The sequence below is a fragment of the Elioraea thermophila (ex Habib et al. 2022) genome (genome assembly GCF_003336755.1).
GTDB lineage: Bacteria > Pseudomonadota > Alphaproteobacteria > Acetobacterales > Acetobacteraceae > Elioraea > Elioraea thermophila.
In genome coordinates this window covers 470,320-494,554 of record NZ_QMDI01000006.1, presented here as the reverse complement: position 1 = coordinate 494,554, position 24,235 = coordinate 470,320, and the positions used below count along the sequence as shown (strand labels likewise).

General features: G+C 70.6%; 24 protein-coding genes and 1 tRNA gene. 13 read left to right on the top strand and 12 right to left on the bottom strand.

Annotated features, from left to right (window positions below):
* Window positions 1-7: 7 nt before the first annotated feature.
* From DWB05_RS12235 to lipB, 4 genes are all read right to left on the bottom strand, one after another.
* Entirely contained in the window at window positions 8-898 is an 891-nt protein-coding gene (locus DWB05_RS12235) for a DMT family transporter (protein WP_232818529.1), read from the bottom strand.
* Between the two features lie 49 nt (window positions 899-947).
* Window positions 948-1,445, bottom strand: coding sequence for a GcrA family cell cycle regulator (locus DWB05_RS12230; RefSeq protein ID WP_114377460.1), 498 nt, complete (start codon window positions 1,443-1,445; stop codon window positions 948-950).
* A 142-nt stretch (window positions 1,446-1,587) separates the two neighbouring features.
* Window positions 1,588-2,538, bottom strand: coding sequence for an acetamidase/formamidase family protein (locus tag DWB05_RS12225; RefSeq protein ID WP_114377459.1), 951 nt, complete (start codon window positions 2,536-2,538; stop codon window positions 1,588-1,590).
* Between the two features lie 52 nt (window positions 2,539-2,590).
* The gene (gene lipB / locus DWB05_RS12220; protein ID WP_114377458.1) at window positions 2,591-3,292 is read right to left on the bottom strand and encodes a lipoyl(octanoyl) transferase LipB; all 702 of its coding nucleotides are present in this window, start codon (window positions 3,290-3,292) and stop codon (window positions 2,591-2,593) included.
* A gap of 29 nt (window positions 3,293-3,321) precedes the next feature.
* Between lipB and DWB05_RS12215 the strand changes: the two genes are divergently transcribed.
* Window positions 3,322-3,408, top strand: a tRNA-Leu gene (locus DWB05_RS12215).
* A 102-nt stretch (window positions 3,409-3,510) separates the two neighbouring features.
* Here the strand turns inward: DWB05_RS12215 and DWB05_RS15110 are convergent.
* Both DWB05_RS15110 and DWB05_RS12205 read right to left on the bottom strand, forming a co-directional pair.
* Window positions 3,511-4,434 (bottom strand): PEP-CTERM sorting domain-containing protein, encoded by a 924-nt coding sequence (locus tag DWB05_RS15110; protein WP_232818528.1) that lies wholly within the window; start codon window positions 4,432-4,434, stop codon window positions 3,511-3,513.
* Window positions 4,435-4,661: 227 nt separating this feature from the next.
* Entirely contained in the window at window positions 4,662-5,549 is an 888-nt protein-coding gene (locus tag DWB05_RS12205; RefSeq protein WP_114377457.1) for a LysR substrate-binding domain-containing protein, read from the bottom strand.
* A gap of 157 nt (window positions 5,550-5,706) precedes the next feature.
* Here DWB05_RS12205 and katG point away from each other — a divergent pair, with 157 nt between their 5' ends.
* Window positions 5,707-7,920, top strand: coding sequence for a catalase/peroxidase HPI (katG, locus tag DWB05_RS12200; protein ID WP_114377456.1), 2,214 nt, complete (start codon window positions 5,707-5,709; stop codon window positions 7,918-7,920).
* Window positions 7,921-8,125: 205 nt separating this feature from the next.
* A complete protein-coding gene (locus DWB05_RS12195) occupies window positions 8,126-8,908 on the top strand; it encodes a hypothetical protein (RefSeq protein WP_157967186.1) in 783 nt (260 codons plus the stop codon).
* Between the two features lie 209 nt (window positions 8,909-9,117).
* Here DWB05_RS12195 and DWB05_RS12190 read toward each other — a convergent pair whose 3' ends face one another.
* The 6 genes from DWB05_RS12190 to DWB05_RS12165 all read right to left on the bottom strand — a co-directional run bounded on the left by DWB05_RS12190 (window position 9,118) and on the right by DWB05_RS12165 (window position 14,829).
* Entirely contained in the window at window positions 9,118-9,429 is a 312-nt protein-coding gene (locus DWB05_RS12190) for a hypothetical protein (protein WP_114377454.1), read from the bottom strand.
* On the bottom strand, window positions 9,426-9,935 hold the full coding sequence (locus DWB05_RS12185) for an NUDIX hydrolase (RefSeq protein WP_232818527.1): 510 nt from the start codon (window positions 9,933-9,935) through the stop codon (window positions 9,426-9,428). Before DWB05_RS12185 ends, DWB05_RS12190 begins: the two co-directional genes overlap by 4 nt.
* 409 nt (window positions 9,936-10,344) lie before the next feature.
* Entirely contained in the window at window positions 10,345-10,566 is a 222-nt protein-coding gene (locus tag DWB05_RS12180) for a hypothetical protein (RefSeq protein ID WP_114377452.1), read from the bottom strand.
* Window positions 10,567-10,706: 140 nt separating this feature from the next.
* Window positions 10,707-11,900 (bottom strand): phosphoglycerate kinase, encoded by a 1,194-nt coding sequence (locus DWB05_RS12175; protein WP_114377451.1) that lies wholly within the window; start codon window positions 11,898-11,900, stop codon window positions 10,707-10,709.
* A 1-nt stretch (window position 11,901) separates the two neighbouring features.
* A complete protein-coding gene (gene gap, locus DWB05_RS12170) occupies window positions 11,902-12,915 on the bottom strand; it encodes a type I glyceraldehyde-3-phosphate dehydrogenase (RefSeq protein ID WP_114377450.1) in 1,014 nt (337 codons plus the stop codon).
* Window positions 12,916-12,957: 42 nt separating this feature from the next.
* Window positions 12,958-14,829 carry a thiamine pyrophosphate-binding protein gene (locus tag DWB05_RS12165; RefSeq protein ID WP_198669158.1) on the bottom strand — a complete coding sequence of 624 codons (1,872 nt, stop codon included), beginning with the start codon at window positions 14,827-14,829 and terminating at the stop codon, window positions 12,958-12,960.
* 296 nt (window positions 14,830-15,125) lie between these two features.
* On the opposite strand from DWB05_RS12165, the gene DWB05_RS12160 reads away from it, so the two are divergent.
* The 10 genes from DWB05_RS12160 (at window position 15,126) to DWB05_RS12115 (ending at window position 24,211) form a co-directional block, all read left to right on the top strand.
* Complete coding sequence (locus DWB05_RS12160) at window positions 15,126-16,151, top strand: TerC family protein (RefSeq protein WP_114377448.1); 1,026 nt, start codon at window positions 15,126-15,128, stop codon at window positions 16,149-16,151.
* A gap of 91 nt (window positions 16,152-16,242) precedes the next feature.
* Complete coding sequence (coxB, locus tag DWB05_RS12155; RefSeq protein WP_332871724.1) at window positions 16,243-17,169, top strand: cytochrome c oxidase subunit II; 927 nt, start codon at window positions 16,243-16,245, stop codon at window positions 17,167-17,169.
* Window positions 17,170-17,226: 57 nt separating this feature from the next.
* Complete coding sequence (ctaD, locus tag DWB05_RS12150; protein ID WP_114377447.1) at window positions 17,227-18,816, top strand: cytochrome c oxidase subunit I; 1,590 nt, start codon at window positions 17,227-17,229, stop codon at window positions 18,814-18,816.
* A gap of 44 nt (window positions 18,817-18,860) precedes the next feature.
* On the top strand, window positions 18,861-19,829 hold the full coding sequence (locus tag DWB05_RS12145; protein WP_408608490.1) for a heme o synthase: 969 nt from the start codon (window positions 18,861-18,863) through the stop codon (window positions 19,827-19,829).
* Entirely contained in the window at window positions 19,826-20,077 is a 252-nt protein-coding gene (locus tag DWB05_RS12140; protein ID WP_198669157.1) for a cytochrome c oxidase system small membrane protein, read from the top strand. Before DWB05_RS12145 ends, DWB05_RS12140 begins: the two co-directional genes overlap by 4 nt.
* Window positions 20,041-20,673 carry a cytochrome c oxidase assembly protein gene (locus tag DWB05_RS12135; RefSeq protein WP_114377444.1) on the top strand — a complete coding sequence of 211 codons (633 nt, stop codon included), beginning with the start codon at window positions 20,041-20,043 and terminating at the stop codon, window positions 20,671-20,673. The genes DWB05_RS12140 and DWB05_RS12135 overlap by 37 nt, the downstream gene beginning before the upstream one ends.
* Before the next feature lie 40 nt (window positions 20,674-20,713).
* Complete coding sequence (locus tag DWB05_RS12130; protein ID WP_114377443.1) at window positions 20,714-21,556, top strand: cytochrome c oxidase subunit 3; 843 nt, start codon at window positions 20,714-20,716, stop codon at window positions 21,554-21,556.
* Between the two features lie 44 nt (window positions 21,557-21,600).
* Window positions 21,601-21,948 (top strand): DUF983 domain-containing protein, encoded by a 348-nt coding sequence (locus tag DWB05_RS12125; protein ID WP_114377442.1) that lies wholly within the window; start codon window positions 21,601-21,603, stop codon window positions 21,946-21,948.
* A complete protein-coding gene (locus DWB05_RS12120) occupies window positions 21,945-22,691 on the top strand; it encodes an SURF1 family protein (protein WP_157967185.1) in 747 nt (248 codons plus the stop codon). Before DWB05_RS12125 ends, DWB05_RS12120 begins: the two co-directional genes overlap by 4 nt.
* On the top strand, window positions 22,688-24,211 hold the full coding sequence (locus tag DWB05_RS12115) for a carboxypeptidase M32 (protein ID WP_114377440.1): 1,524 nt from the start codon (window positions 22,688-22,690) through the stop codon (window positions 24,209-24,211). Before DWB05_RS12120 ends, DWB05_RS12115 begins: the two co-directional genes overlap by 4 nt.
* Window positions 24,212-24,235: the final 24 nt, after the last annotated feature.

Here is a 24,235-nt window from a genome sequence, read left to right as displayed (position 1 = left end):
AGGGCTGTTACGGGCGGCGGCCGTCCCTGTCCATCGCCTTCGCGCGGGCTTCGCCGAGGATCACGAAGAGTCCACCGGCGGCGACGATGAGGCCGCCGAGGATGGCGGCGAGGTCGGGCCACTCGCCGAACAGCAACCAGCCCGCAAGGGTGGCCCAGACCATCTGCGTGTAGGCGAGCGGGGCGAGCAGCGAGGCAGGCGCCCGGGCGAAGGCCTCGATCAGCAGGAAGTGCCCCCCACCGCCGATGGCGCCGATCAGCGCAAGCATCGCCCATTGGCCGAGGCTCGGCGGCGTCCAGGCGAAGGGAAGCGCAAGCGAGGAGAGGGCGAGGGCAGCGACCGCGGTGTGGAAGATGGTGGTCTCGGAGTCGTCCACGCCGGCGAGGCGTCGCGTCAGCACCTGGTAGACGGCGAACAGTGCGGCGGTGGCGAGCACCAGCAGCGCGGCGGGATGGGTGACCCCGAGGCCGGGGCGGAGGATGACGAGGACCCCCGCGAAGCCGAGGGCGAGCCCCGTCCAGCGTCGCCAGCCGACCCGCTCGCCGAGGACTCGTGCGGCCAGGAGGGTGGTGAGAAGCGGGGAGACGAAGCCGATGGCGGTGGCTTCGGCCAGCGGCACGTGGATCAGCGCGGCGGAGAAGGTGAGGTTGGCCGCACCGAGGCAGAGCGAGCGGACGGCCTGCAGCCCCGGCGCGCGGGTGCGCGGCGGCAAGCTGCGCCCGCGCGCGGCCAGGATGGCGGTGACGAGCGCGAGATGGAAGGCGAACCGTGCCCAGAGCACGACCGCCACCGGTAGCGCCTGGACGGCGGCCTTGATCGCGCTGTCCATGGCGACGAAGGAGATCAGCGCCGCCGAATGGAAGGCCACGCCGGCGGCGGGCCGGTCCGGCGGCGTCACGCCGGTGCCGCGCGGGGACGAGGCGTCCTGACCGCACCGAGCCGAACTGTCAGGCCGCGTCCTCGCGCCGGTCCTTCACCCGCACGTAGGCGATGGCGGCGTGTTCGGCGCAGTAGGGCTTGCCGATCAGCGCCGGGGCACCGCAGAAGCGAAACCCCGGCGTGCCGGGGTCGCCGATCGGCCAGCAGCAGGTGGCGTTGCCGGTGCGCAGAGGCTCGACGCGCGGCATCGGCACCACCGGCGCCGGGGCGCGGCGCGGCTCGGCGGGGACTGGCGCCGGAGCGGGGCGCGGTTCGGCTGCAGGAAACAGCGGCGAAGGCCGCGGCATGGCCGGGCGTAAGGTGCGGCGGGGGGGGCGTGGCGCGGCCGGCTTGGCGCCCTCGCCGCCGCGGCGGATCGGGGAGGGCCGCGCCGGCAAATGCAGTCGGTGCGCCTTGCCGACCACCGCGTTCTTCGAGATCCCCATCCGACGCCCGATCTCGGCGGTGGAAAGCCCCTCCGCCCACAGCCGGCGTAGGGTCTCGATCTGCTCCTCTGTCCACTCCATGCGAGACGCGCTCCCCGCTCTCGGTCCTTCCTCTACCAGATACGGTAGCAAAAACGGGACATGGCCCACAACAGTTTGTGGAGCGGGTGCGCGAAAAAGTTGTGGACAACCGGCCGCCCGGCTTACCGGCGCACCATCGCGCTCAGAGCAGGTCCTTGCGCAGCATGCCGTGCACCCCCTTCACCCCGTTCACCGTCTGCGTGACGCGGAAATCGGCCGCGAGCGAGCAGAACTGATAGGCGTCGAGGGGCGAGAGGTTGGTGCGCGCGCAGATGAAGGCGATCATCTCGCGCAGCGCCTGTTTCATCGCGAGGTCGAGGTCCTCGTTGAGCCCGATCGAGATCCAGTGGCTGGGTGTCTCGGCGCGGGGGAAGGTGAGCAGGGGGGTGGTGCCGGTCTTCTTGTGCAGGATGAAGGTCAGGCGGCCATTGAGGCACATCTCGAGGGCGTTGATGCAGACCTCGCCGTCGCCCTGCACGCCGTGCCCGTCGCCGACGGAGAACTTCGCCCCCGCCACGTGGACGGGCAGGTAGAGCGTGGTGCCGGCGACCAGTTCCTTCAGGTCGAGGTTGCCGGCGTGCTCGCGCGGCGGGTTGGAGGGGATTCGGCCGTACACGGGGGGCGGCGCCACGCCCATCACACCGAAGAAGGGCGCAAGCGGGATCTCCGTCCCCCACGGCATGCGGCAGGTCATGCGCGCGCGATCGGCCGGGATGTGCAGGACGCGGAAGGTGGGGAAGTCCTCCGGCAGGGTGCCGGCGAGGGGGCGGACCATGCAGAAGCCCCAATCGGCGCCGAGGGTGATCTCCTCGATCCGCACCTCGAGCATGTCGCCCGGCTCCGCCCCGTCGATCGCGATGGGCCCCGTGAGGATGTGCGCGCCGAGTTCCGGCACCACGCGGTCGTTGATGGCCTCGAGGGCGGGGGGGATGGCGAAGCCCGAACCGGGCGGCGGCAGGACGGAGCGGTGGCCGGAGACGCACTCGACCTCGACCGTGTCGCCCGAGCGGATGGTCAGGCGCGGGGGGAGGGCGGCGTCGAAGTAGCCCCAATGCACGGTTTCGGGGGTGGCGGGCAGGCGGTGGGTGGCCATGGTGTCTCCGTCGCGTGATTGCGCGGCACTGCAGCAATCGGGGCGAGGGGCGTCAACCGGGGCAGGCGGGGCTGCGCGCGAAGGCCTCGGTGAAGGTGGCGATGAGGGCGGAGTCGACCTCGGCGAGGCTCGCCGTGATGCCGAGCGCGGCGAGCGAGGTCACGCCGTACTCCCTGAGCCCGCAGGGCACGATGCCGTCGTAGAAGGAGAGGTCGGGATCCACGTTGAGGGCGAAGCCGTGCCAGGTGACCCAGCGCGTGACCCGCACGCCGATGGCGGCGATCTTCGCCTCGCGCCCCGCCCGCCGGTCCGGCACCCAGAGCCCGACCCGGCCCTCGCGCCGCTCCGCCCGCACGCCGAGGCGATCGAGCGCGGCAATCAGCCACCCCTCCAAGGCGCGCACGTAGCAGCGCACGTCGAGCCCGCGCGCGCGAAGGTCGAGCAGCACGTAGCCGACGCGCTGTCCGGGGCCGTGCCAGGTCCACTGCCCGCCGCGGCCGGTGCGGAACGTAGGCAACCCGCGCGGGTTGAACAGGTCGTCGGCCCGGGCCGAGGTGCCGGCGGTGTACAGGGGCGGGTGTTCAAGAAGCCAGACGAGTTCCCGCGCCTCGCCCGCACGGATGGCGGCGACGCGGGCTTCCATCGTCGAGAGCGCCGCCTCGTAGGGCACGGGGGCGTCGTCAATGCGCCACTCCGGGTCGTCGGCGATGAGGGACAGGGCCGCGGCGTGCTCCGTTGCGAGGCCGGGGGGCATGGGCTATATCGCGCGCCTCGGCTGGGTCCGCGGTCGTGGCGGAACTGGTAGACGCGCAAGCTTGAGGTGCTTGTGGGGGAAACCCCGTGGAAGTTCGAGTCTTCTCGACCGCACCAGCCGGTTCGCCATCGCGGGGCTGATCTAGCCTGCGGGTGAGGATGCGGAAAGGGCGGGGCCCGTGAGGGCGCCCGCCCTTCGCGTATCGGCGGAGGGGTCGCTCAGGCGCGCCGGCGGGCGAGCCCGAGGCCCAAGAGGCCCATGCCGAGCAGGGCGAGCGCGGCGGGCTCGGGCACCGGGGTCTCACCCGGCCGGACCTCGAAGTTGAACGCCGAGGTCTGGCCCGCGATGGTCCACGTGATGTTGTCGACGGCACCCTCGAATACGCCGTTCCAGCCCGACCCGACGCCGGCCGAGAAGCCGACGATGATCGCATTCGGATGGCGGCCAGCGAGGAAGGTCTTCCACTCGTCCAGCGTCTCGTCGTAGCCGTACCCGTTGCCGTCGAGGTCGGTGGCGAAGCCGAGCGCGCCGAACGACCAGAGATTGGTCGAGCCCCCGATGGTGTCGGTCACCCACTGGTCGGTCGGGGTGGGCAGGCTGTTGTAGGCGCGTTCGAAGACGAGGCCGCCGCGGTCCGTCGTGGTCGAGAGGTCTCCGTCAAGATCGAGCAGGACGCGCAGCACGGGATGCTGCACGCCGGGGTTCGTGCTGGTGCCGACCCGATACCATTCGTAACCGAAGGTGCTCAGCGCCTGGAACGCGCCGAGCGAGCCACCCGAGGTCCAATTGCCGACAAGGTTCGCTGTCGCGTTCGGCAGGTATTCGACGTCTGCCTTGCTCCGGCTGTTGTTCGTTTGGAAGAAGACCGAGCCGTTGCCGCTGCGGGGCAGGTCTGTGCGGATGCCGACCACGGTGTTCGCGGACCCGCCACGGACGTTATTGTAGTACCAGCCCGTTGTGCCGATCGCCTGCCCGGTTTGGCTGAGCGAGTCGAAGGCCGGCAGCGCCGGGAAGCCAAGGGGGTGGCTGAACGCATCGCCGGGGGCGACCGTGTTCGAGAGCACGATGGTGGAGGCGGTCGCCGGGGCGGCGAGGCCCACGCCCGAGAGGACGGTGGCAGCGACCAGAAGTCGGCGCAGCATGAACAACTCCCGTGTGCTGTGTGGTCTGGGTCGGGGGAGGACTCCCCCGCGCGCGGTCAAGCAAGCGCGGCGCCAACCCGTCCAAATTCTTGATCAATCTCCGATTTTTCTTCCGAGCCAGGAACGGTGGCGCCCGGGTGTAAAGTTTTCCGACACGTCCGGGCGGTGCCCGGAGCGCGACCCGAAGGCGGCTCAGGCCTGCCTGCCGCTCTTGCGGGCGGGGCGCTTCAGCCGGGCCTTGCCGATGGACGCGCGACGAGCGCGACGATCGCCTCCGCCAGGGCGTCGACCGCCGGCCGACGCGGGCTGCGGGCGCGCCAAACGAGACGCAGCGTGCGCGACGCAGGGGGAGCAAGCGGCCGCACCACCAGCCCCATGTCGCGCGCCGACTCCGCCGCCAACGCCGGAATGAGCGTGGTGCCGTAGCCGGCGGCGACCAGGTGCATCAGGGTGGCGAGGCTCGTTGCCCGCATCGGCTGCGCCGTGGCCGCGCGGCAGACGGCGAGCGCCTGGTCGCGCAGGCAGTGGCCTTCCGCCAGCACCAGGATGTCGCGGGCGAGCTCCTCCTCGGCGATCGTGTCCCGGGCGGCGAGCGGATGCGCCGGCGGCAGGGCGGCGAGGAAGGGCTCGTCGAAGAGCGGTCGTGACAGCAGGTCCGGCTGGTCCGGCTCGGTCGCGATCAGGCAGGCATCGAGATCGTGCTCACGCAGCCGCTCGAGCAAGGAGTCGGTCAGGTCCTCCCAGGGCTCGATCTCGAGGCCCGGCAGCCGCGCCCGCAGGCCGGCGAGCACGCGCGGCAGGAGATAGGGGGCAAGGGTCGGAATGATCCCCAAACGGAACGGGCCGGACAGCGGGTCGCGCAGGCTGCGCGCTTGCGCCTGGATCGCATCCGCCTCCGCCACCGCCGCGCGCACATGGGGTAACAGCCGGCGGCACGCCGCCGTGGGAGCGACACCGCGCGCGCCGCGCTCGAGCAACACCACCCCGAGTTCCGCCTCCAGCTTGCGCAGCTGCACCGACAGCGTCGGCTGGCTCACCCCAGAGGCCTCGGCGGCGCGGCCGAAATGCCCGTGCTCCACCACGGCGAGCAGGTAGCGCAGGTCGCGCAGGTTCATGCGTCGAGCGGTCCCTGATAGATCGAATCTATGATGACATTAGCGTGCAATGGCTTCCATTCATCGCGCCGGCCCGGCTAGGGTGACGGTACTGGACGGAGCGGAAGGGGCGGCATGACGCCGCCGCTCCGGCATCGCCACGTACGGAGGGAAGCCGATGGAAGGAACGATCGCGCCGCAGACGATGGGCAAGTGCCCCGTGATGCACACGCACGGCAGCCGCACCCGGCCGTCCATGCGCTCGAATCGGGACTGGTGGCCGGAGGCGCTCAACCTGCGCATCCTTGCCCTGCAGTCGGAGAAGGTGAACCCGTACGGGCGGGAGTTCGACTACCGCAAGGCCTTCCTCGAGCTCGACCTCGAGGCGCTGAAGCGCGACATCTACGAGGTGATGACCACCTCGCAGGACTGGTGGCCGGCCGACTGGGGCCACTACGGCCCGCTGTTCATCCGCATGGCCTGGCACGCTGCCGGAACGTACCGCACCGGTGACGGTCGCGGCGGGGCGTCGACGGGCGCGCAGCGTTTCGCCCCCGAAAACTCCTGGCCGGACAACGCCAACCTCGACAAGGCCCGCCGCCTGCTCTGGCCCGTCAAGCAGAAGTACGGCAACAAGATCTCCTGGGCCGACCTCTTCATCTTCGCCGGCAACTGCGCGCTCGAGCACATGGGGCTGAAGCCGTTCGGCTTCGGCGGCGGCCGCGTCGACATCTGGGAGCCGGAGGACGAGATCTTCTGGGGTACCGAGGAGATGTGGCTGGGCGATGCCCGCTACTCGGGCGATCGCGAGCTCGCCAACCCGCTCGCCGCCGTGCAGATGGGCCTCATCTACGTCAACCCCGAGGGCCCGAACGGCGTGCCCGACCCGGTCGCCGCCGGTCGCGACGTGCGCGAGACCTTCGCGCGGATGGCGATGAACGACTGGGAGACGGTGGCGCTGACCGCGGGTGGACACACCTTCGGCAAGTGCCACGGCGCGGGCCCCGCGCATCATGTCGGGCGCGAACCGGAAGGGGCGCCGATCGAGCAGATGGGGCTCGGTTGGAAATCGACCTTCGGCACCGGCAAGGGTGGGGACACCATCACCTCCGGCATCGAGGGGGCGTGGACGCCCACGCCCACGAAGTGGGACAATTCCTACTTCGACATGCTGTTCGGCTACGAGTGGAAGCCGGTGAAGTCGCCGGCCGGCGCCTGGCAGTGGGTGCCGACGGATCCGGCCGCACACACCCTCGTTCCGGATGCGCACGATCCCACCAAGCGCCATCCGCCGATCATGACGACGGCCGACATGGCGATGCGCATGGACCCGATCTACGAGCCCATTTCGCGCCACTACCACAAGCACCCGGACGACTTCGCCGACGCCTTCGCGCGCGCGTGGTTCAAGCTCACGCATCGCGACATGGGGCCGAAGTCGCGCTACCTCGGGCCCCTCGTGCCGGCCGAGGACCTGATCTGGCAGGACCCGCTGCCGCCGGTGGATCATCCGCTGATCGACGCCGACGACATCAAGGCGCTGAAGGCGAAGATTCTCGCCGCGGGCATCCCGCTCTCGCGGCTCGTCTACACCGCGTGGTCGGCGGCCGCTTCGTTCCGCAACTCTGACAAGCGCGGCGGGGCGAACGGCGCGCGCATCCGGCTCGCGCCGCAGAAGGACTGGGAGTCGAACGAGCCGGCCGAACTCGCGAAGGTGCTCGCCACCCTCGAGGGCATCAAGCGCGACTTCGACGCTTCCGCTTCGGGCGGCAAGAAGGTGTCGCTCGCCGACCTGATCGTGCTCGCCGGCACGGCGGCGGTGGAGAAGGCGGCCGCCGAGGCCGGCTTCCCCATCGAGGTGCCGTTCCATCCGGGGCGGACGGATGCGCGCGAGGATCAGACCGATGTCGACTCGTTCCGCGTGCTCGAACCGCTCGCCGACGGCTTCCGCAACTATGCGCGCAGCGCCGTGCTGCCGGTCGAGGATCTGCTGCTCGACAAGGCCAACCTGCTCACGCTGACTGCGCCGGAAATGACGGTGCTGGTGGGTGGGATGCGCGCGCTCGGCGCCACCTATGGGGGCTCGAAGCACGGCGTGTTCACCGACCGGCCGGGCGTGCTGACCACCGACTTCTTCCGCACGCTCTGCGACATGAGCCTCGAGTGGGTGCCGCTCACCGAAGGGCGGGAGCTGTTCGAGGGGCGTGATCGCAAGACCGGCGAGAAGAAGTGGACGGCGACCAGGGTCGATCTGATCTTCGGTGCCAACTCGCAGCTGCGCGCCCTCTCCGAGCTCTATGCCCAGGACGACAACCGCGAGAAGTTCGTGCGCGACTTCGTCGCCGCCTGGGTGAAGGTGATGGAGCTCGATCGCTTCGACCTGCACGGCTGAGCGGGCGACCGCCGACGGCGGGCCCGAGCCCGTCGGCTGCAGGGGGGCGGGGTGTCGACCACACCCCGCCCTTCGTCATGGAGCGGTCCCGTCTTCGGAGTGCAACGCGTTGCCACCGGCGAGCCCGCCGTGGTTGTTCCGGAGGGCGCCAAAACATTATCCTTGCTGTCGCGGCCAAAGCCGTCAGCCCGCGGGAGGAAGCGGAATGTCCACTTGCCTTGATCAGCATCAGATTGGTGTGTCGCGTCGGCGGTTGGTCCAAGGATGCGCGGTCACCGGCGTTCTCTCCGCCGCGAGGGTCAGGGAAGCCGCGGCGGAGGACACCGTTTCCGGCTCGGTGACGGTCGGCGGTACGGCGTGGCCGCTCCCGCCTGGCCCCTGGCGGCGCATCGTCTTCGACAAGCGAAACCGCCTCGTGCTTCCGGCTGACAACGTCTACGCGGTGACCGAGATCCACGTCTTGGCGCAGGCCAGCGGCGATCGCATCGGGATGGTGAAGACCATCGTGCATGCGCGCCCGCTCGGGAACAGCACGGTCAGAATTGTCGGTCCTCGCGAGACACCACGCGGCTATTGCGACCAGGAGGGGAGCCTTGCCGTGCTTTCCCTTCGTGCGGACGACGCGGCGCGAAGCTGCGGCAAGGTGACCGCGTTGCCAGGCCTGGCGGTCACTCGGTTGAGCGGCGAGTTCGGCGGGGGCATTCGCAAGGCTTGGGAACAGCGTGCCTTGCCGGCCGTCATCTTCGACCTCCGGTCCTTCCTGTTCGGTCGGGAAGGGCAGGCGGAGGCGCATCTGATGATCAACCCCGAGGCGTGGGGGATGCAGCCGGATCATCGCCCCTGGGTGAGCAGTGCCTGGAACCCGGCGAATGGTTCGATGCGGCACATCGCCTTCCTGCGCAGGGTTCAGACTTATTTCGAAACCGTACACAGGTCGCTCGATGCGGTCTTCATCGACCGCAGGTCCGCGGTGCTGCCGGCGTTTTGATTCGACGGGGAACAACGTTCCGCCGCGGCGACGGACGCGGGCGGAGGGATGGCGATCATGCAAGATCGCGAGGGGGGGGCGGAGACGGCATGCCTGGGCGCGGCCTGGCGCCGTACGACACGAGGGCGTTCAGCTCCGAGGTGTCGCGGCACTGCGTCGCCACAGGCGGCACCGTGCATCCTTCGCATCGCGCGAGCTGACGCCCGCAATCAGAACTCGAACTGCAGCGTGATGCCGGGGGTCGCCTCGAGCAGGAGGTCGCGCAGGGTGGCGTTCGGATCCCGCGATGCCGGCCCGTCGGACGCGCCGGGGCGGCGCGGCTCCTCCGGCACGCCGGGGGCGAGGCGGACGCCGGGCGCGAGCTGCAACGCGCGCCGATCCGCCTCCGACCCGAGGTCGGGGACGAGGGACAGGTCGGCCAAGGGGGCGGGGTCGAGCGGCGGCAGCGGCATCGGCCAGGGCGGCGGCAACGGCAGGGGGCCAGCGGCGGAAGCGACCAGGAGCCACGTCGGCAAGATCATTCGGGCACGGCGGCGCTGAGCGGCAGCGGGCTTGCCTGCCGCCACGCCTCCAGCGCCCAGGCGACGGAGCGGAAGGCGAGGTCCCGCCAGGGAATGTCGTCCCAGGCGACGAGCGCGACCTCGCTCGACTCCGGGGTCGGATGGATGCCGGCGGGGTCGAGCAGTCTTGCCCGGTAGTAGAGATGCACCTGGCCGATGCGGGCGATGGAATAGACGCCGATCAGCCCTTCGATGGCGAGGCGGGCATTCGCCTCCTCCAGCGCTTCGCGGGCAGCACCCTCCTCCGCGGTCTCGCCCATTTCCAGGAAGCCGGCGGGAAGGGTCCAGTAGCCGAGCCGCGGTTCGATGGCGCGGCGGCAGAGCAGGATGCGGCCGTCAGCGGCGGTGGCGACCGCGCCGACGATCACTTTCGGGTTCTCGTAGGCGATGAAGCCGCACTCGGGGCAGGTGAGGCGTTCGCGATGATCGCCCGGTGGGATGGTGCGCAGGCGTGGGCCGGTGGTCATGCCCCGCACCATTGGCCGGGCCGATCGTTTCGCCAAGGGGTTTTGCCGGTGCCCGCCCGGTCAGAGCTGCGCGAGGGGGTGGTCCTGGCCTGGGGCCGGTGGTGTGGGGCTTCGCTCCGATGTGCCGCGCGGCGTGGCGGCGTGGCGGCGTTCGAGGCCGGCGCGACGGTGCGGCGGCGCCGACCGCGCGGTCAGGCGCTCAGCCGGCCGCCGTGCCCTCCTGCTCCGCGGGCGCTCCCGGGGACGTCCCCTTCACCGATGACGTGCTGCTGCCGAGGCTCCTCCGACCCGGCGAGGCGGGAGCTGGCCGAGGCGGCAACGGCGTTCCGCCCCCACGCGAGCGGGGGATCAGACACTACGGCCACTTGCAGGGTCTTGACGTTCCGTCCGCCCCCACGCGAGCGGGGGATCAGACCGTCAGGTTCAGCAGCGAACCGCGCGGCAGCGGCCCCGGCGGCGCAGCCTCCAGCGGGGCAAGGGGCTGAGCGGGCTTGGCGGGGAGCTGGACCTTCGCCCGCTCCACCCCCGCCGGGCTGGCGGCCGCGGCCGCAGCGGCGGGACGGCTGGCCTGCGCCTGCAGCGCGGCGGAGGCCGACTGCGTGACGGCGGCGAGGGAGGCGAGCGAGACCATGCGCAACGTTCTAACCCGCATAGGTTAACAATGCGTTAACGCGCGTCGTTGCGCAATTCGTACGATCGTACGCGGAGCAGCGGCCGGCAGTCGGGCCCGACCACCGGCCTGAGCGCGCTCTTCTGCCCCCCGCGCCCCCCTCAGGCGGCGAGCGCGGCCACCCCCGGCAGCGTCTTGCCCTCCATCCACTCCAGGAAGGCGCCACCGGCCGCCGAGACGTAGGACAGCTCCTCCGTCACCCCCGCCTGGCGCAGGGCGGCCACCGTGTCGCCCCCGCCGGCGACGGACAGCAGCGAACCGGCCCTGGTCAGCCCCGCCACCCCTTTGGCGACGCGCACCGTCGCCGCATCGAAGGGTGGGGTTTCGAAGGCGCCGAGCGGTCCGTTCCAGATCAGCGTCTTGCACGAGGCGAGGCGATCGAGAATGGCGGCACAAGTGAGCGGACCGACATCCAGAATCATCGCGTCCGCCGGCACGCGATCGACCATCACCGTCTCGGTCGGCGGGTTGGGCTTGAATTCGCGCGCCACCACCGCATCGACGGGCAGCACGATCGCGCAACCGGATTGTTCCGCCTTCGCCGTGATCTCACGCGCGGTGGCGTGCAGGTCGGGCTCCTGCAGGCTCTTGCCGACCGAAAGGCCGCGGGCGGCGAGGAAGGTGTTGGCCATCGCGCCGCCGATGATCAGCACATCAACCTTGCCGACCAGGTTGCCCAAAAGGTCGAGCTTGGTGGAGACCTTGGCGCCGCCGACGATGGCGGCGACCGGACGGGCCGGAGACCCGAGCGCCTTCTCCAGCGCCTCGAGCTCGGCCTGCATCAGCCGCCCGGCATAGGCCGGCAGCCGATGCGCCAGCGCCTCGGTCGAGGCGTGCGCGCGATGCGCGGCCGAGAAGGCGTCGTTGACGAACACGTCGCCCAGTTTCGCGATCGCATCGGCGAAGGCCGGATCGTTCTCCTCCTCGCCGGCGTGGAAGCGCGTGTTCTCGAGCACGACGACGTCGCCCTCGCGCAAGCCGGCGACCGCGCGTTCCGCCGGCTCGCCGATGCAGTCCTCGGCGAAGGCGACCGGGCGGCCGAGCACCTCGCCCAGCGCCTCGGCCACGGGGCGGAGCGACATCGAGGGCACGCGCTTGCCCTTCGGCCGGTCGAAGTGGGACAGCACGATCACTTTCGCGCCCTTCTCGGCGAGCTCCCGGATGGTGGGCGAAAGGCGCTCGAGCCGGGTGAGGTCGCTCACCCGACCGTCCTGCATCGGCACGTTGAGGTCGGCACGCAGCAGCACCCGTTTGCCGCGCGGATCGAGCGCATCGAGCGTGCGGAAGGCCGCCATCTCAGAGCCTCCCCATCAGTGCGGCGGTGTCGCACATGCGGTTCGAGAAGCCCCACTCGTTGTCGTACCAGCTCATCACCCGCACCAGCGTGCCCTCGATCACCGCGGTCTGGGTGGCATCGAAGGTCGAGGAGGCAGGGCAGTGGTTGAAGTCGACGCTGACGAGCTTCTCGTCGTTGTAGCCGAGGATGCCCTTGAGCGGGCCTTCGGCCGCCGCCTTCATCGCCGCGTTCACCTCCTCCTTCGTCACGGGGCGTTTCACGATCGCATCGAGCGAGACGAGCGAGACGTTCGGCACCGGCACGCGGATCGCAGTACCATCCAGCTTGCCCTTCAGTTCCGGGATGACGAGGCCGATCGCCTTCGCCGCTCCGGTGGTGGTGGGGATCATGGACACGGCGGCGGCGCGGGCGCGATGGAGGTCGCGGTGCAGTGTGTCCACCGTGCGCTGATCCCCCGTGTAGGCGTGGATGGTCACCATGTAGCCGCGCTCGACGCCGAACGCGTCGTGCAGAACCTTCACCACCGGCGCGAGGCAGTTCGTGGTGCAGGACCCGTTGGAGACGATGGTCATCTCCTTCGTGAGCGTGGTGTGGTTCACGCCGTAGACGATGGTCGCGTCCGCCTGATCGGCCGGTGCACTCACCAGCACCTTGCGCGCGCCGGCGGCAAGCAGCGGCTGGGCCTTTTCCTTCGAGGTGAACAGGCCCGTGCATTCCATCGCGACATCCACACCCGACAGCGGCAGTTGGGCGGGATCCTTGATCGCGGTGACCTTGATCGGGCCCCAGGTGCGGTTGCCGTGGCGGATGGTGATGCTGTCGGCGCCGGTCTCGACCAGGCCGGGGAAGCGGCCATGCACGCTGTCGTAACGGAACAGATGCGCATTGGCCTCCACACTGCCGAGGTCGTTGATCAGCACGCACTCGAGATCGTCGCGCCCCGATTCCACCATCGCGCGCAGAACGAGCCGGCCGATTCGGCCGAAACCGTTGATCGCGATCTTCACCGCCATGACGTCCGCCCTTCCTTTGCTTGCTTCGAAGGTTGAGAGGTTTCAGAATAACCGTCGGAGGACGGCTTGCGCCACCCCCTCCGGGTTCAGGTGTTGCCCGGGCGCGCCGGCCTCGCCCGCCGCCGAGGCGACCGTTTCGGGCCCGAGAAAGAGTCCCGAGAGGCCGAGCCACCGGTCCCACCCCTGCGCGATGCCGGATTCGATGCCGACACGGAGCGCCCCACCCAGCACGACGGCGCGCCGGGTTTCGTCCTGGGCCGCGAACAGTTCGAAACACGGGAGCGAAACGACCGCGACGGCGACACCCTGCGCCTGCAGGATGTCGCGCGCGGCGAGGGCGATCGCGACCTCCGCGCCGGTCGCGATCAGCGTCGCCTGACGCGGGCCGTCGGCTTCCGCCAGCACGTAGCCGCCGCGGGCGGAGAGGTTTTCCGCCGTGTGGTTGCCGCGCAGCGGCGGCACGGGCGTTTCGCCCAGCACGAGCACCGACGGCCCGTCCTCGCGGGCGGCGGCGAGCGCCCAGGCCTCGGCCACCTCCACCGCATCCGCCGGGCGGAACACGAACAGGTTCGGCACGGCGCGCAAGGCGGCGAGTTCGCCGATCGAGAGCGCCTCCCCGCCCGCCGTCCCGCCGTCCGTGCGTTCGTGCAGCAGGTGGATGGCCCGCCGCCGCAACGCGGCGGCGAGACGAAGTGCCGGGCGGATCGCATCGCCGGCGGCGAGCGCGCACTCCGCATACGGAACGAGGCCGCCGTGCAGGGCAAGACCCGCCGTCGCCGCCGCCATGCCGGCCTCGCGCGCACCCCACGCGAGGTGTCGGCCAAGCCCGCCGGCGGGAGATGCCGGGCCAGCAGGTGTCGCCGCCGATGCCGGCGGCGCCGCCTGCCCGGCCGCAGCACCGCTCAGGTCCGGAATCGCCCCGGCGAGGGCCTCCAGCGCCCGCCGGCTTGCTTCGCGGGTGGAGAGCGGACACCGCGCCGAGGCCATCTGCACCTTCCAGGCGTCGAGGGCGCTCCGCCACGTCTCCGGCAGTCGCCCCGCCAGCGCGCGGTCGAACTCGTCGCGATGGGGGCTCCTCTGGTGGCGGCGGCGCCAGGCGAGGCGTTCGCGCGCGCCGCGGCGGCCCGCCTCCGCCCAAGCCCGAGCGAGCTGCGAAGGGACGGCCAGAGCCGCCTCGCCCCCGCTCTCGGTTTCCGCGAACGGCCTCTCGGCCCGGCACAGGATCAGGGTCGGCCGGGCCGAGCGCAAGGCGTAGGCGAGGGCAGCCACGACCTGATGCGAATCGGCACCGTCCACGCGCTTGGTCGCCCAACCCAGCAGTGCGAACCGCTTGAGCGCGTCGTCGGCCGCGTCGTCGGCCGCGCCGGCCTCGGCGACGACCGTGAGCTTGCCGAGCCGCAAGGCGCCGGCCACCGCGGCGGCCTCATGGCACGTGCCGCGCGCGAGCTCGTCCGCCGCCGCGAGCACCCAGGTGCGGTGATCGACGAGGGACCGCCCGAAGCGCGCCGCGAGCAGACGCTCAGCGAGCGCGAGCCCGACCGCGACACCGAGACCTTGGCCGCCGGCGCCGGCGACCGTCTCCCCCTGCCCGGCCGCGTCCCAGCCGCCAGCCTGTCCGGTCAGGCTGTGCAGGGCGGCGAGCAAGCCGCCGTCGTCCTCGGCGGCGACCACGATCCGGTCGCGATCCGGCCAAGCCGGATCAGCGGAGTCGAACCTGAGGAAGCGCGTCCAGAGCACGGTCGCGACCTCGGCAAAGGCCGCGGCGAAGGCCTCCCCGGTGCCGACGACCGGGCGCCGGGTCCGGCGCAGGGTGGCGCGCAGCGCCGCGCTCAGCCCCCGCTCGTCGTGCGGGTCGGCGTCCTCCGGCGCGAATCCCGGCGCGGCAAGACGGTGGTCGGCAGCGGTGAGGGCCACCGCGCTCTCCTTCAAGGCCCCGTGAACCGGCCCGCTATAGGCAAGGCGGTGCCCCGCCGGCAAGGCCGAGGCGGGATCGCCCGTCGCACCGCCCGCCGCGGCCGGATCGTTCCGGACCCCTTGCGTCCCGCTTTCGCTTGCCCCATCAGTGCGGCGGGTCCGGGCCCCTCTGGCGGAGGGACCGGCGCGGCCGAGCCACCCGGGGCCGCGACCTTGGCGCCGCGATGTCGGACCCCGCCGGCCCGAGTCAGGGTGCGGCCGCTCCTGCCGCTTGCCGGGTGCGCGGTAACGGCTCGATGTCGGCTCCCTGGTGGTTCTGGCTTCTCTTCAACGCCTTCATCCTGGCCCTGCTGTTGCTCGATCTCGGCGTGCTGACGAGGCGCGACCGCGCGATCCCGGTGCGCGAGGCGCTCTTGCGTTCGGCCGCCTTCTTCACGCTCGCCATGATCTTTTGCGCCGGCGTGTTCGCCTTCTACGGCGAGACCCCGGAGGAACGCTGGCAGAAGGGCATCGAATTCCTCACCGGCTATCTGATCGAGTGGTCGCTCTCGGTCGACAATATCTTCGTCTTCGTCCTCATCTTCACCCATTTCCAGGTGCCGCTCTCCTACCAGCACCGCGTGCTGTTCTGGGGCATTCTCGGCGCGCTGATCATGCGCGGCACGCTGATCCTCGCGGGGACCGCGCTGATCGTGCAGTTCCAGTGGATCATGGTCGGGTTCGGCCTGTTCCTGATCTGGTCGGGCTGGAAGATGCTGAAGGCGGTCGACGAGGAGCCGGACCTCGAGAACAACCGCATCCTCCTCTGGGTGAAGGCGCGCTACCGCGTGACCGAGGGGTACGAGGGCGACCGCTTCTTCGTCCGCCGCGACGGCAGGCTGTTCCTCACCCCGCTCGCCCTCGTGCTGGTGCTGATCGAAACCACCGACCTCGTCTTTGCCCTCGACTCGATCCCGGCGATCTTCGCCGTCACCACCGACCCCTTCATCGTCTACACGGCGAACGTGTTCGCGATCCTCGGCTTGCGCGCGATGTACTTCGCGCTTGCCGGCATCGTGCACCGCTTCCACTATCTCAAGTACGGGCTGTCGATCGTGCTGATGCTGGTGGGGGCGAAGATGCTCGCCAACTACGCGGTGGGCGGCAAGGCGGTGCCCGTCGAGCTCGCCCTCCTCGTCACCGCCGCGATCATCGGCGGGTCGATCCTGCTCAGCCTGATCAAGACCGCCGAGCGCGCCCCGGCCGAGGGCTTCGCCACCGCCTGGCGCGGCTGGGTGCCGTTTTCGCGCCGCCGCCGCGCGCCGGAGGGCACGGCGGAGTAGACCGTCGGCAGCAAAGCCCCACTGTTCCGGTTGGCTTCAGGGTTTCGAAGAGAAGGCTTGACCGGGCCACACGAACGCGCGAGGAATCCTGTTGTCGATCAAGTTCGCCGCCGTGCGGCGGGCTCTGGCGGCGAAACGCGAGGTGGGGAGAATGCGCGTGATGAAGCGGCTGGCGGCGGGGCTCACCCTCGCCGCGGTGGGAGGGGTCGCCATGGCTGGGGCCGCCCTTGCGACCGAAGTGGGTGCCCCCGTGCCGGGCGGGCTCGGCATGCAGGCCGCCGCCTCCTCGGTGAAGGAGCGGGTGCACGACCTGCACGACCTCTTGCTGGTGATCATCACCGCGATCACCCTGTTCGTGCTCGCGCTGATGGCCTACGCCGCCTGGCGCTTCCGGGCGGAGCGCAACCCCAATCCGTCCACCACCTCGCACAACACCCTGCTCGAGGTGGCCTGGACGGTGATCCCGGTGCTGATCCTGGTCGTGATCGCGGTCCCGTCGTTCCGTCTGCTCTACTACATGGACCGCACGCACGAGCCCGACCTGACGGTGAAGGTGACCGGGTTCCAGTGGGCCTGGGAGTACGAGTATCTCGATGCCGACGGGCTGAAGTTCGAATCCTACATGATCCCGGCCGATCAGGCGGTCGAGGAGGGCAAGAAGCGGCTTCTTGATGTCGACGAGGAGCTCGTGCTGCCGGTGGGGAAGAACATTCGCATTCTCACGACGAGCCGGGACGTCATCCACTCCTTCTTCATCCCCTCCCTCGGCGTGCAGAAGTACAACATTCCCGGTCGTGTGCTGGAAACCTGGGTGCGCATCGATCGCCCGGGCGTCTACTACGGGCAGTGCAACCAGATCTGCGGCGTCAATCACGCCTTCATGCCGATTGCGGTGCGCGCCGTGCCGGAGGCGGAGTTCACGGCTTGGCTCGAGGAGGCGCGTCGCCGCTTCGCCGCCGGCGACCCCCCCACGCGGGTCGCGGCCCGTGCGGCCGACGCTGCGGCGGCGGCCAACTGAGCCCCGCCAGCGAACCGACCACTGATCGCGTCAGACCGAAGAGCGAGAACCGATCCGATGGCCACCGCCCACTCCGACGCCCACCACGACCACGCGCCCGGCTTCGTCGCGCGCTGGCTGTTCAGCACCAACCACAAGGACATCGGCACCCTCTACCTGATCTTCTCGGTCATCGCCGCGCTGATCGGGGGCGCGATGTCGGTGCTGATGCGGCTCGAGCTGCAGAACCCCGGCATGCAGTACTTCGCCGACGGCCAGCAGTGGAACGTCATCATCACCGCGCACGGCCTGATCATGGTCTTCTTCGTGGTGATGCCGGCGCTGATCGGCGGCTTCGGGAACTGGTTCGTGCCGATCATGATCGGCGCGCCCGACATGGCCTTCCCGCGCCTGAACAACATCTCGTTCTGGCTCCTGGTGCCGTCGTTCTTCCTCCTGCTCGGCTCCGCCTTCGTCGGCCAGGGTGCGGGGGTGGGGTGGACGATCTATCCGCCGCTCTCGCACTCCACCTTCCAGTCCGGCCCGGCGATGGACATGGCGATCTTCGCCCTTCACCTCGCCGGCGCGTCCTCCATCCTCGGCGCGATCAACTTCATCACCACCATCCTCAACATGCGGGCGCCGGGCATGACGCTGCACAAGATGCCGCTGTTCGTGTGGTCGATGCTGGTGACCGCTTTCCTCCTGCTGCTCGCCGTGCCGGTGCTCGGTGGCGCGATCACCATGCTGCTCACCGACCGCAACTTCGGCACCGCCTTCTTCGACCCCGCGGGTGGCGGTGACCCGGTGCTGTTCCAGCACCTGTTCTGGTTCTTCGGCCACCCCGAAGTCTACATCATGATCCTGCCGGCCTTCGGCATCATCAGCCACGTCGTCTCCACCTTCAGCCGCAAGCCGGTGTTCGGCTATCTCGGCATGGCCTACGCGATGGTGGCGATCGGCGTCGTCGGCTTCGTGGTGTGGGCGCACCACATGTTCGTGTCGGGCATCGACGTCGACACCCGCGCCTACTTCATGGCGGCGACGATGATCATCGCCGTGCCGACGGGCATCAAGATCTTCTCCTGGATCGCCACCATGTGGGGCGGCTCGATCCGCTTCGAGGTGCCCATGCTGTGGGCCTTGGGCTTCATCTTCCTGTTCACGGTGGGCGGTGTCACCGGCATCGTGCTCTCCAACGCCGGCGTCAACACCGTGCTGCACAACACCTACTACGTCGTGGCGCACTTCCACTACGTGCTGTCGCTCGGCGCGGTGTTCGCGATCTTCTGCGGCTTCTATTACTGGATCGGCAAGATGTCGGGCCGGCAGTACGACGATCGCCTGGCCAGGATCCACTTCTGGACCACCTTCATCGGCGCCAACCTGACCTTCTTCCCGATGCACTTCCTCGGGCTGCAGGGCATGCCGCGCCGCTACCCGGACTATCCGGATGCGTTCTGGATCTGGAACTTCGTCTCCTCCATCGGCTCGTACATCACCTTCGCCTCCACCATCCTGTTCCTGGTCATCTGCTGGAAGCTGTTCTTCGCGACCAAGGAGCGGGTGGCCGGCAACTACTGGGGTGAGGGCGCGACCACGCTGGAGTGGACGCTCTCCTCGCCGCCGCCCTTCCATGCCTTCGAGGAACTGCCGCGCATCCGCTGAGGCGCGCCGATCTCGCGGCGACGGAATGATCGGGTAGAAAAACGATGCGGGAGGAGGCAATGGCGACGGGGCGAGGCGGGGCGGGCGCGCTCGCGCCCGATCTCGCCGGCAGCGAACCGCGCGACTGGCTTCTCCTGCTCAAGCCGCGCGTCGTCCTGCTCGTCGTCTATACCGGCGTGGTGGGCCTCGTGATCGCGCCGGAGCCGATGCACCCGGTGCTCGGCGCGATCGCGCTCCTCGCCATCGCGCTCGGCGCCGGGGCGTCAGGGGCGCTGAACATGTGGTACGACCGCGACATCGACGCGGTGATGCGCCGCACCGCCGCCCGCCCCCTGCCCGCGGGCCGCATCGCGCCGGAGGATGCCGCCGCCTTCGGCCTTGCCCTCGCCCTCTTCTCGGTCGTTCTGATCGGGCTCGCCGCCAACTGGCTCGCCGCCGTCATCCTCGCCTTCTCGATCGTCTTCTACGTCGTCATCTACACCATGGGGCTGAAGCGGCGGACGGCGCAGAACATCGTCATCGGCGGTGCCGCCGGCGCCTTCCCGCCGGTGATCGGCTGGGTGGCGGCGACGGGGTCGATCGATCTCGCCCCCCTCGTGCTCTTCCTCATCGTCTTCCTGTGGACACCGCCGCATTTCTGGTCGCTCGCCCTGTTCGCGCACGCCGACTACGCGCGCGCCGGCGTGCCGATGCTGCCGGTGGTCGCCGGGCCGCGTGCGACGCGGCGCCAGATCGCGCTCTACACCGTGCTGGTCGTGTGCTCCTCGCTCGCCCCCGTCGGGCTCGGCTTCGCGGGGCTGCTCTACGGTGTTGCCGCCGTCGTTCTGGGCGCGCTGTTCCTGCGCCATGCCTGGGCGGTGCTGCACGACGCGCAGGATGAGGCCGGGCGCAGCCTGTCCGGCGATCGTCCGGCCCGGGCCTGCTTCCGCTTCTCCATCACCTACCTGTTCGCGCTGTTCGGCGCGCTGGCGCTGGATCACGCGCTCGGAGGCATGGCATGGCTCATGCCGTGAGCGAGACGCGGCACCCCACGACCCCGCGCGCCGAGGAGCACGACCCGCAAGCGGTCGAGGTCGTCGCCCACCTCTCGCGCGCCCAATCCGAGGAACTCGCGCGACGGCGGCGCGTGCGCAACCGCGCGCTGGGCCTTGTCCTGCTCGGCCTCGTCGCGCTGTTCTTCGCCCTCAGCGTCAGCCGCCTCGCCGACGTCGGAGATCCGCAGAAATGGTCCCGTCCGGGCGCAATCGCACCGTCGCGCTGATCTGCGCCGGCATCGTCGCCACCATGGTCGGCGCGTCCTATGCGGCCGTGCCGCTCTACGACTGGTTCTGCCGGGTCACGGGCTTCGGCGGCACGCCGATGATCAATGCCGCCGTGCCGGAGGCACGCGACGCACGCACCATCCGCGTGGAGTTCGTCGCCTCGGTGAACGGCGACCTGCCCTGGCGGTTCCGTCCCGCCCAGCGCTCGATCACCCTGCACGGGGCGGAGGAGGGGCTTGCCTTCTACGTCGCGCGCAACGAAGCCGACCGGCCGGTGACGGGGATTTCCACCTACAACGTCACGCCCGAGAAGGCCGCGCGCTACTTCAACAAGATCGCCTGCTTCTGCTTCACCGAACAGACGCTCGAGCCCGGGCGCGAGGTGGACATGCCGCTCGCCTTCTGGGTCGATCCGGCGATCTTCGAGGATCCGAACACGCGCGACGTGCGCGTGATCACGGTGAGCTACACCTTCTTCCGCTCGCTGAACGACGCCGACCGCGCCGGCGCTTTGGCGTCCGCCGGGCCGCATGTCGGCGGCTTCACCCCCAACACCGCCCCACCCGCTCCCGGCGAGCGGCGGGTGATCCGATGAGCGCAACGAACCTCTTCCGCCTTCGCAAGGACCTCCGCCGATGAGCGACCCCCACGCCCCCGCCGTCGAGCCCTCGGGCATCAAGCAGCCCTATCATCTGGTCGACCCGTCGCCGTGGCCGATCGTCGGCGCCTTCGCCGGTGGCCTGCTCGCCTTCGGCGCCATCGAGTACATGCACTACAAGACCACGCTGTTCCTTTGGCTCGGCCTGGTCGCCGTGCTCGCCACCATGGCGCTGTGGTGGCGCGACGTGGTGAAGGAGAGCCGCACGCCCGGCCTGCACACGCCGGTGGTTCGCCTCGGCCTGCGCTACGGCATGATGCTGTTCATCGCCTCCGAGGTGATGTTCTTCGTCGCCTTCTTCTGGGCCTATTTCCACTTCGCGCTGTTCCCCGAACACGTCTCGGGGGCGGAAAAGGCGATCTGGCCGCCAGAGGGCATCAAGACCTTCGACCCCTGGCACCTGCCCTTCCTCAACACGATCATCCTGCTCCTCTCCGGCACCACCGTCACCTGGGCGCACCACGCTTTGCTGAAGGGCGACCGCAACGGGCTGATCGCGGGCCTCGCACTCACCATCCTGCTCGGCCTGCTGTTCACCGCCGTGCAGGCCTACGAGTACTGGTCGGCCCCGTTCGGCTTCCGCGAGGGCGTGTATCCGTCGGTGTTCTTCCTCGCCACCGGCTTTCACGGCTTCCACGTCATCGTCGGCACCATCTTCCTCAGCGTCTGCCTGGCCCGCGCGATTGCCGGCCACTTCACGCCCGAACGCCACTTCGGCTTCGAGGCGGCCGCCTGGTACTGGCACTTCGTCGATGTGGTCTGGCTGTTCCTGTTCGTCTCCATCTACTGGTGGGGTGCGGGCGAGATCGCGCCCCATTGAGCCCCACGGGCGCAAGCGCCTCGGGCGGGGGGCCTCGGCCCCCCGTGCCGTTTGTCCGCGCCGCACTCCTCGGCCGCTGCCCGGCCTGCGGCCAGGCTTCGGTGTTCGACGGCGTGCTCGCCGTCCGTCCGACCTGCCCCGCCTGCGGGCTCGATCTGCGCGCGCATGACGCGGGCGACGGCCCGGCGGTGGCGGGCATCTTCGTCCTCGGCGTGGTCATCGTCGTCGCCGCGCTGTGGGTCGAGTTCGCCTTCGAACCGCCGCTCTGGCTGCACGCGGTGCTGTGGCCGGTGCTCTCGGTGCCGCTGGCCCTCGCCGTGATGCGCCCGGCCAAGGCTGCCCTGATCGCGCTGCAGTACCGCCATCGCCGGCGCGAGATGCAGGGCGCGTGAAACCGCCCTATCTGCAGGGCGTGAGCGCCGCTTCCCTGCCCCGTCCCGCCTGGCGCGTGCTGCTGTGGCCGACCGTCGCCGCCGCGGTGGCGCTCGCCATCCTGCTCGCCTTGGGCACCTGGCAGGTGCAGCGGCTCGCCTGGAAGAACGCCTGGATCGCGGATCTGCGCGCGGCGGAGGCGTTGCCGCCCGAGCCGCTGCCCGCCGAGCTCGATGATCCGGCCGCCGTCGTCTTTCGTCGCTTCGCGGTGACGGGGCGCTTTCGGCACGACCTCTCCGTCCTCGTCGGCGTGTATGAGCGCGACCGCCGGCTCGGCAACTACCTGTTCACGCCGCTCGAGCGTGCACTGGGCGACCCGGTCTGGATCGTGCGCGGCTGGGTGCCCTACGAGGCGCCGTTCGCCGTCCCCAAGCCGGAGGGCGAGGTGACGGTGGTGGGGTTCCTGATGCTGCCCGAACGCCGCGGTTGGTTCACGCCGGACGACAAGCCGGCCGACCGCCGCTTCTGGGCGTTCCAGCCGGACGTGATCAACCGGGCGGTGGGGCTCGATCGCTCCACCCCCTTCGCCATCGCCGCCATCGGCACCGACCGCGAGCCTCCCATTCCGCAGCGCCGCCCGGCGATGCCGCGCAACGACCATCTCGGCTACGCCATCACCTGGTACGGGCTTGCCGTCGCCCTGATCGCCTTCTGGGTGGCCTGGGCCCGCAAACTCCTGCGCGAGGAGCGCGCGCGAGCATGAACGCCACCCCGCCCGCCGTCTCGGCCTATGAGCGTCTGCGCGACCGCTTCCGCCGCCTGGCCCTGCTCGAGGAGGCGGCCTCCATCCTGCACTGGGACACCTCGGTGACCATGCCGCGCGGGTCGGCCGAGGCTCGGGCCGAGCAGACGGCGGCGCTTGCCGCCACCGTGCACGCCATCCTCACCGCGCCGGAGGTGGGGGACGAGCTCGCCGCAGCCGAGGCCTCTGCCCACGCCCTCTCCGCGCTCGATCGGCGCAACCTCGCCCTGATGCGGCGGAAGTATCTCCGCGCCACCGCCCTTCCTCCCGCCTTGGTGGAGGCGGCGGCGCGCGCCAACTCGCGCTGCGAGGCGGCGTGGCGCGATGCCCGCGCGGCGTGCGACTTCGCCGCCGTTGCCCCCCTGCTCGTGGAGGTGGTGCGGCTGGCGCGCGAGTCGGCCGCGGCCCTTTCCGCCGCCACGGGCCTTGCTCCCTACGACGCGTTGCTGGATGGGTTCCAGCCGGGGCTGACGGATTCGCGGGTGGCCGAACTGTTCGCCCCACTCGAACGCGACCTCCTCGCCCTGCTGCCCGAGGCGGAGGCGCGTCAGGCCGCCGCCCCTCCGCCCCTTCCGCTGCCCGGCCCCTTCCCGGCGGAGGCGCAGCGCCGTCTCTGCCGGATGCTCGCCGAACGCGCGGGGCTCGACTTCGCCACCGCCCGCCTCGACGAAAGCACCCACCCGTTCTGCGGCGGCACGCCGACCGACACCCGCATCACCACCCGCTACGACGAGTCCGACCCTGCGCCGGCCATTCTCGGCGTGCTGCACGAGTGCGGCCACGCCCTCTACGAGCGCCATCTGCCGCGCGCCTGGGCCCACCAGCCGCTCGGCGAGGCGGCCGGCATGGCGGCGCATGAGAGCCAGAGCCTGATCGTCGAGATGCAGGCCTGCCGCTCCGACGCCTTCCTCGCTTGGCTCGGGCCTCGTCTCGCCGAGGCGTTCGGGGGGGCGGCCGAGGCGTATGCTCCGACCAACCTCGCCCGGCTGTGGCGTCGCGTGCGGCGGGGCTTCATCCGCGTCGATGCCGACGAGGTCACCTATCCGCTGCACGTCATCCTGCGCTGGCGTCTCGAGCGGGCGCTGATCGCGGGCGAGCTCGCGGTCGCCGACCTGCCGGCGGCCTGGAACGACGGCTTCGCGCGCCTCCTTGGCCTCGCCGTGCCGGATGATCGTCGCGGCGTGCTGCAGGACATCCACTGGTATGACGGGCTGTTCGGCTATTTCCCCTCCTACACGCTGGGGGCGATGGCGGCGGCGCAGATGATGGCGGCCGCGCGCGAGGCGATTCCCGACCTCGAGGCCGCGCTCGCCCAAGGCGACCTCGCACCCCTCGTCGCCTGGCTTGCCGCCAACGTGCACGCGCACGGCGCCCGCTTCGGCTTCGACGAGCTCGTCACCGCCGCGACCGGCCGCCCGCTCGACCCCGCCGTGTTCGTCGCCCACCTTCGCGCACGCTACGCGCCCGCATCTTTCGCCTGACCGCGTTCCGCCCTACCTCTCGCC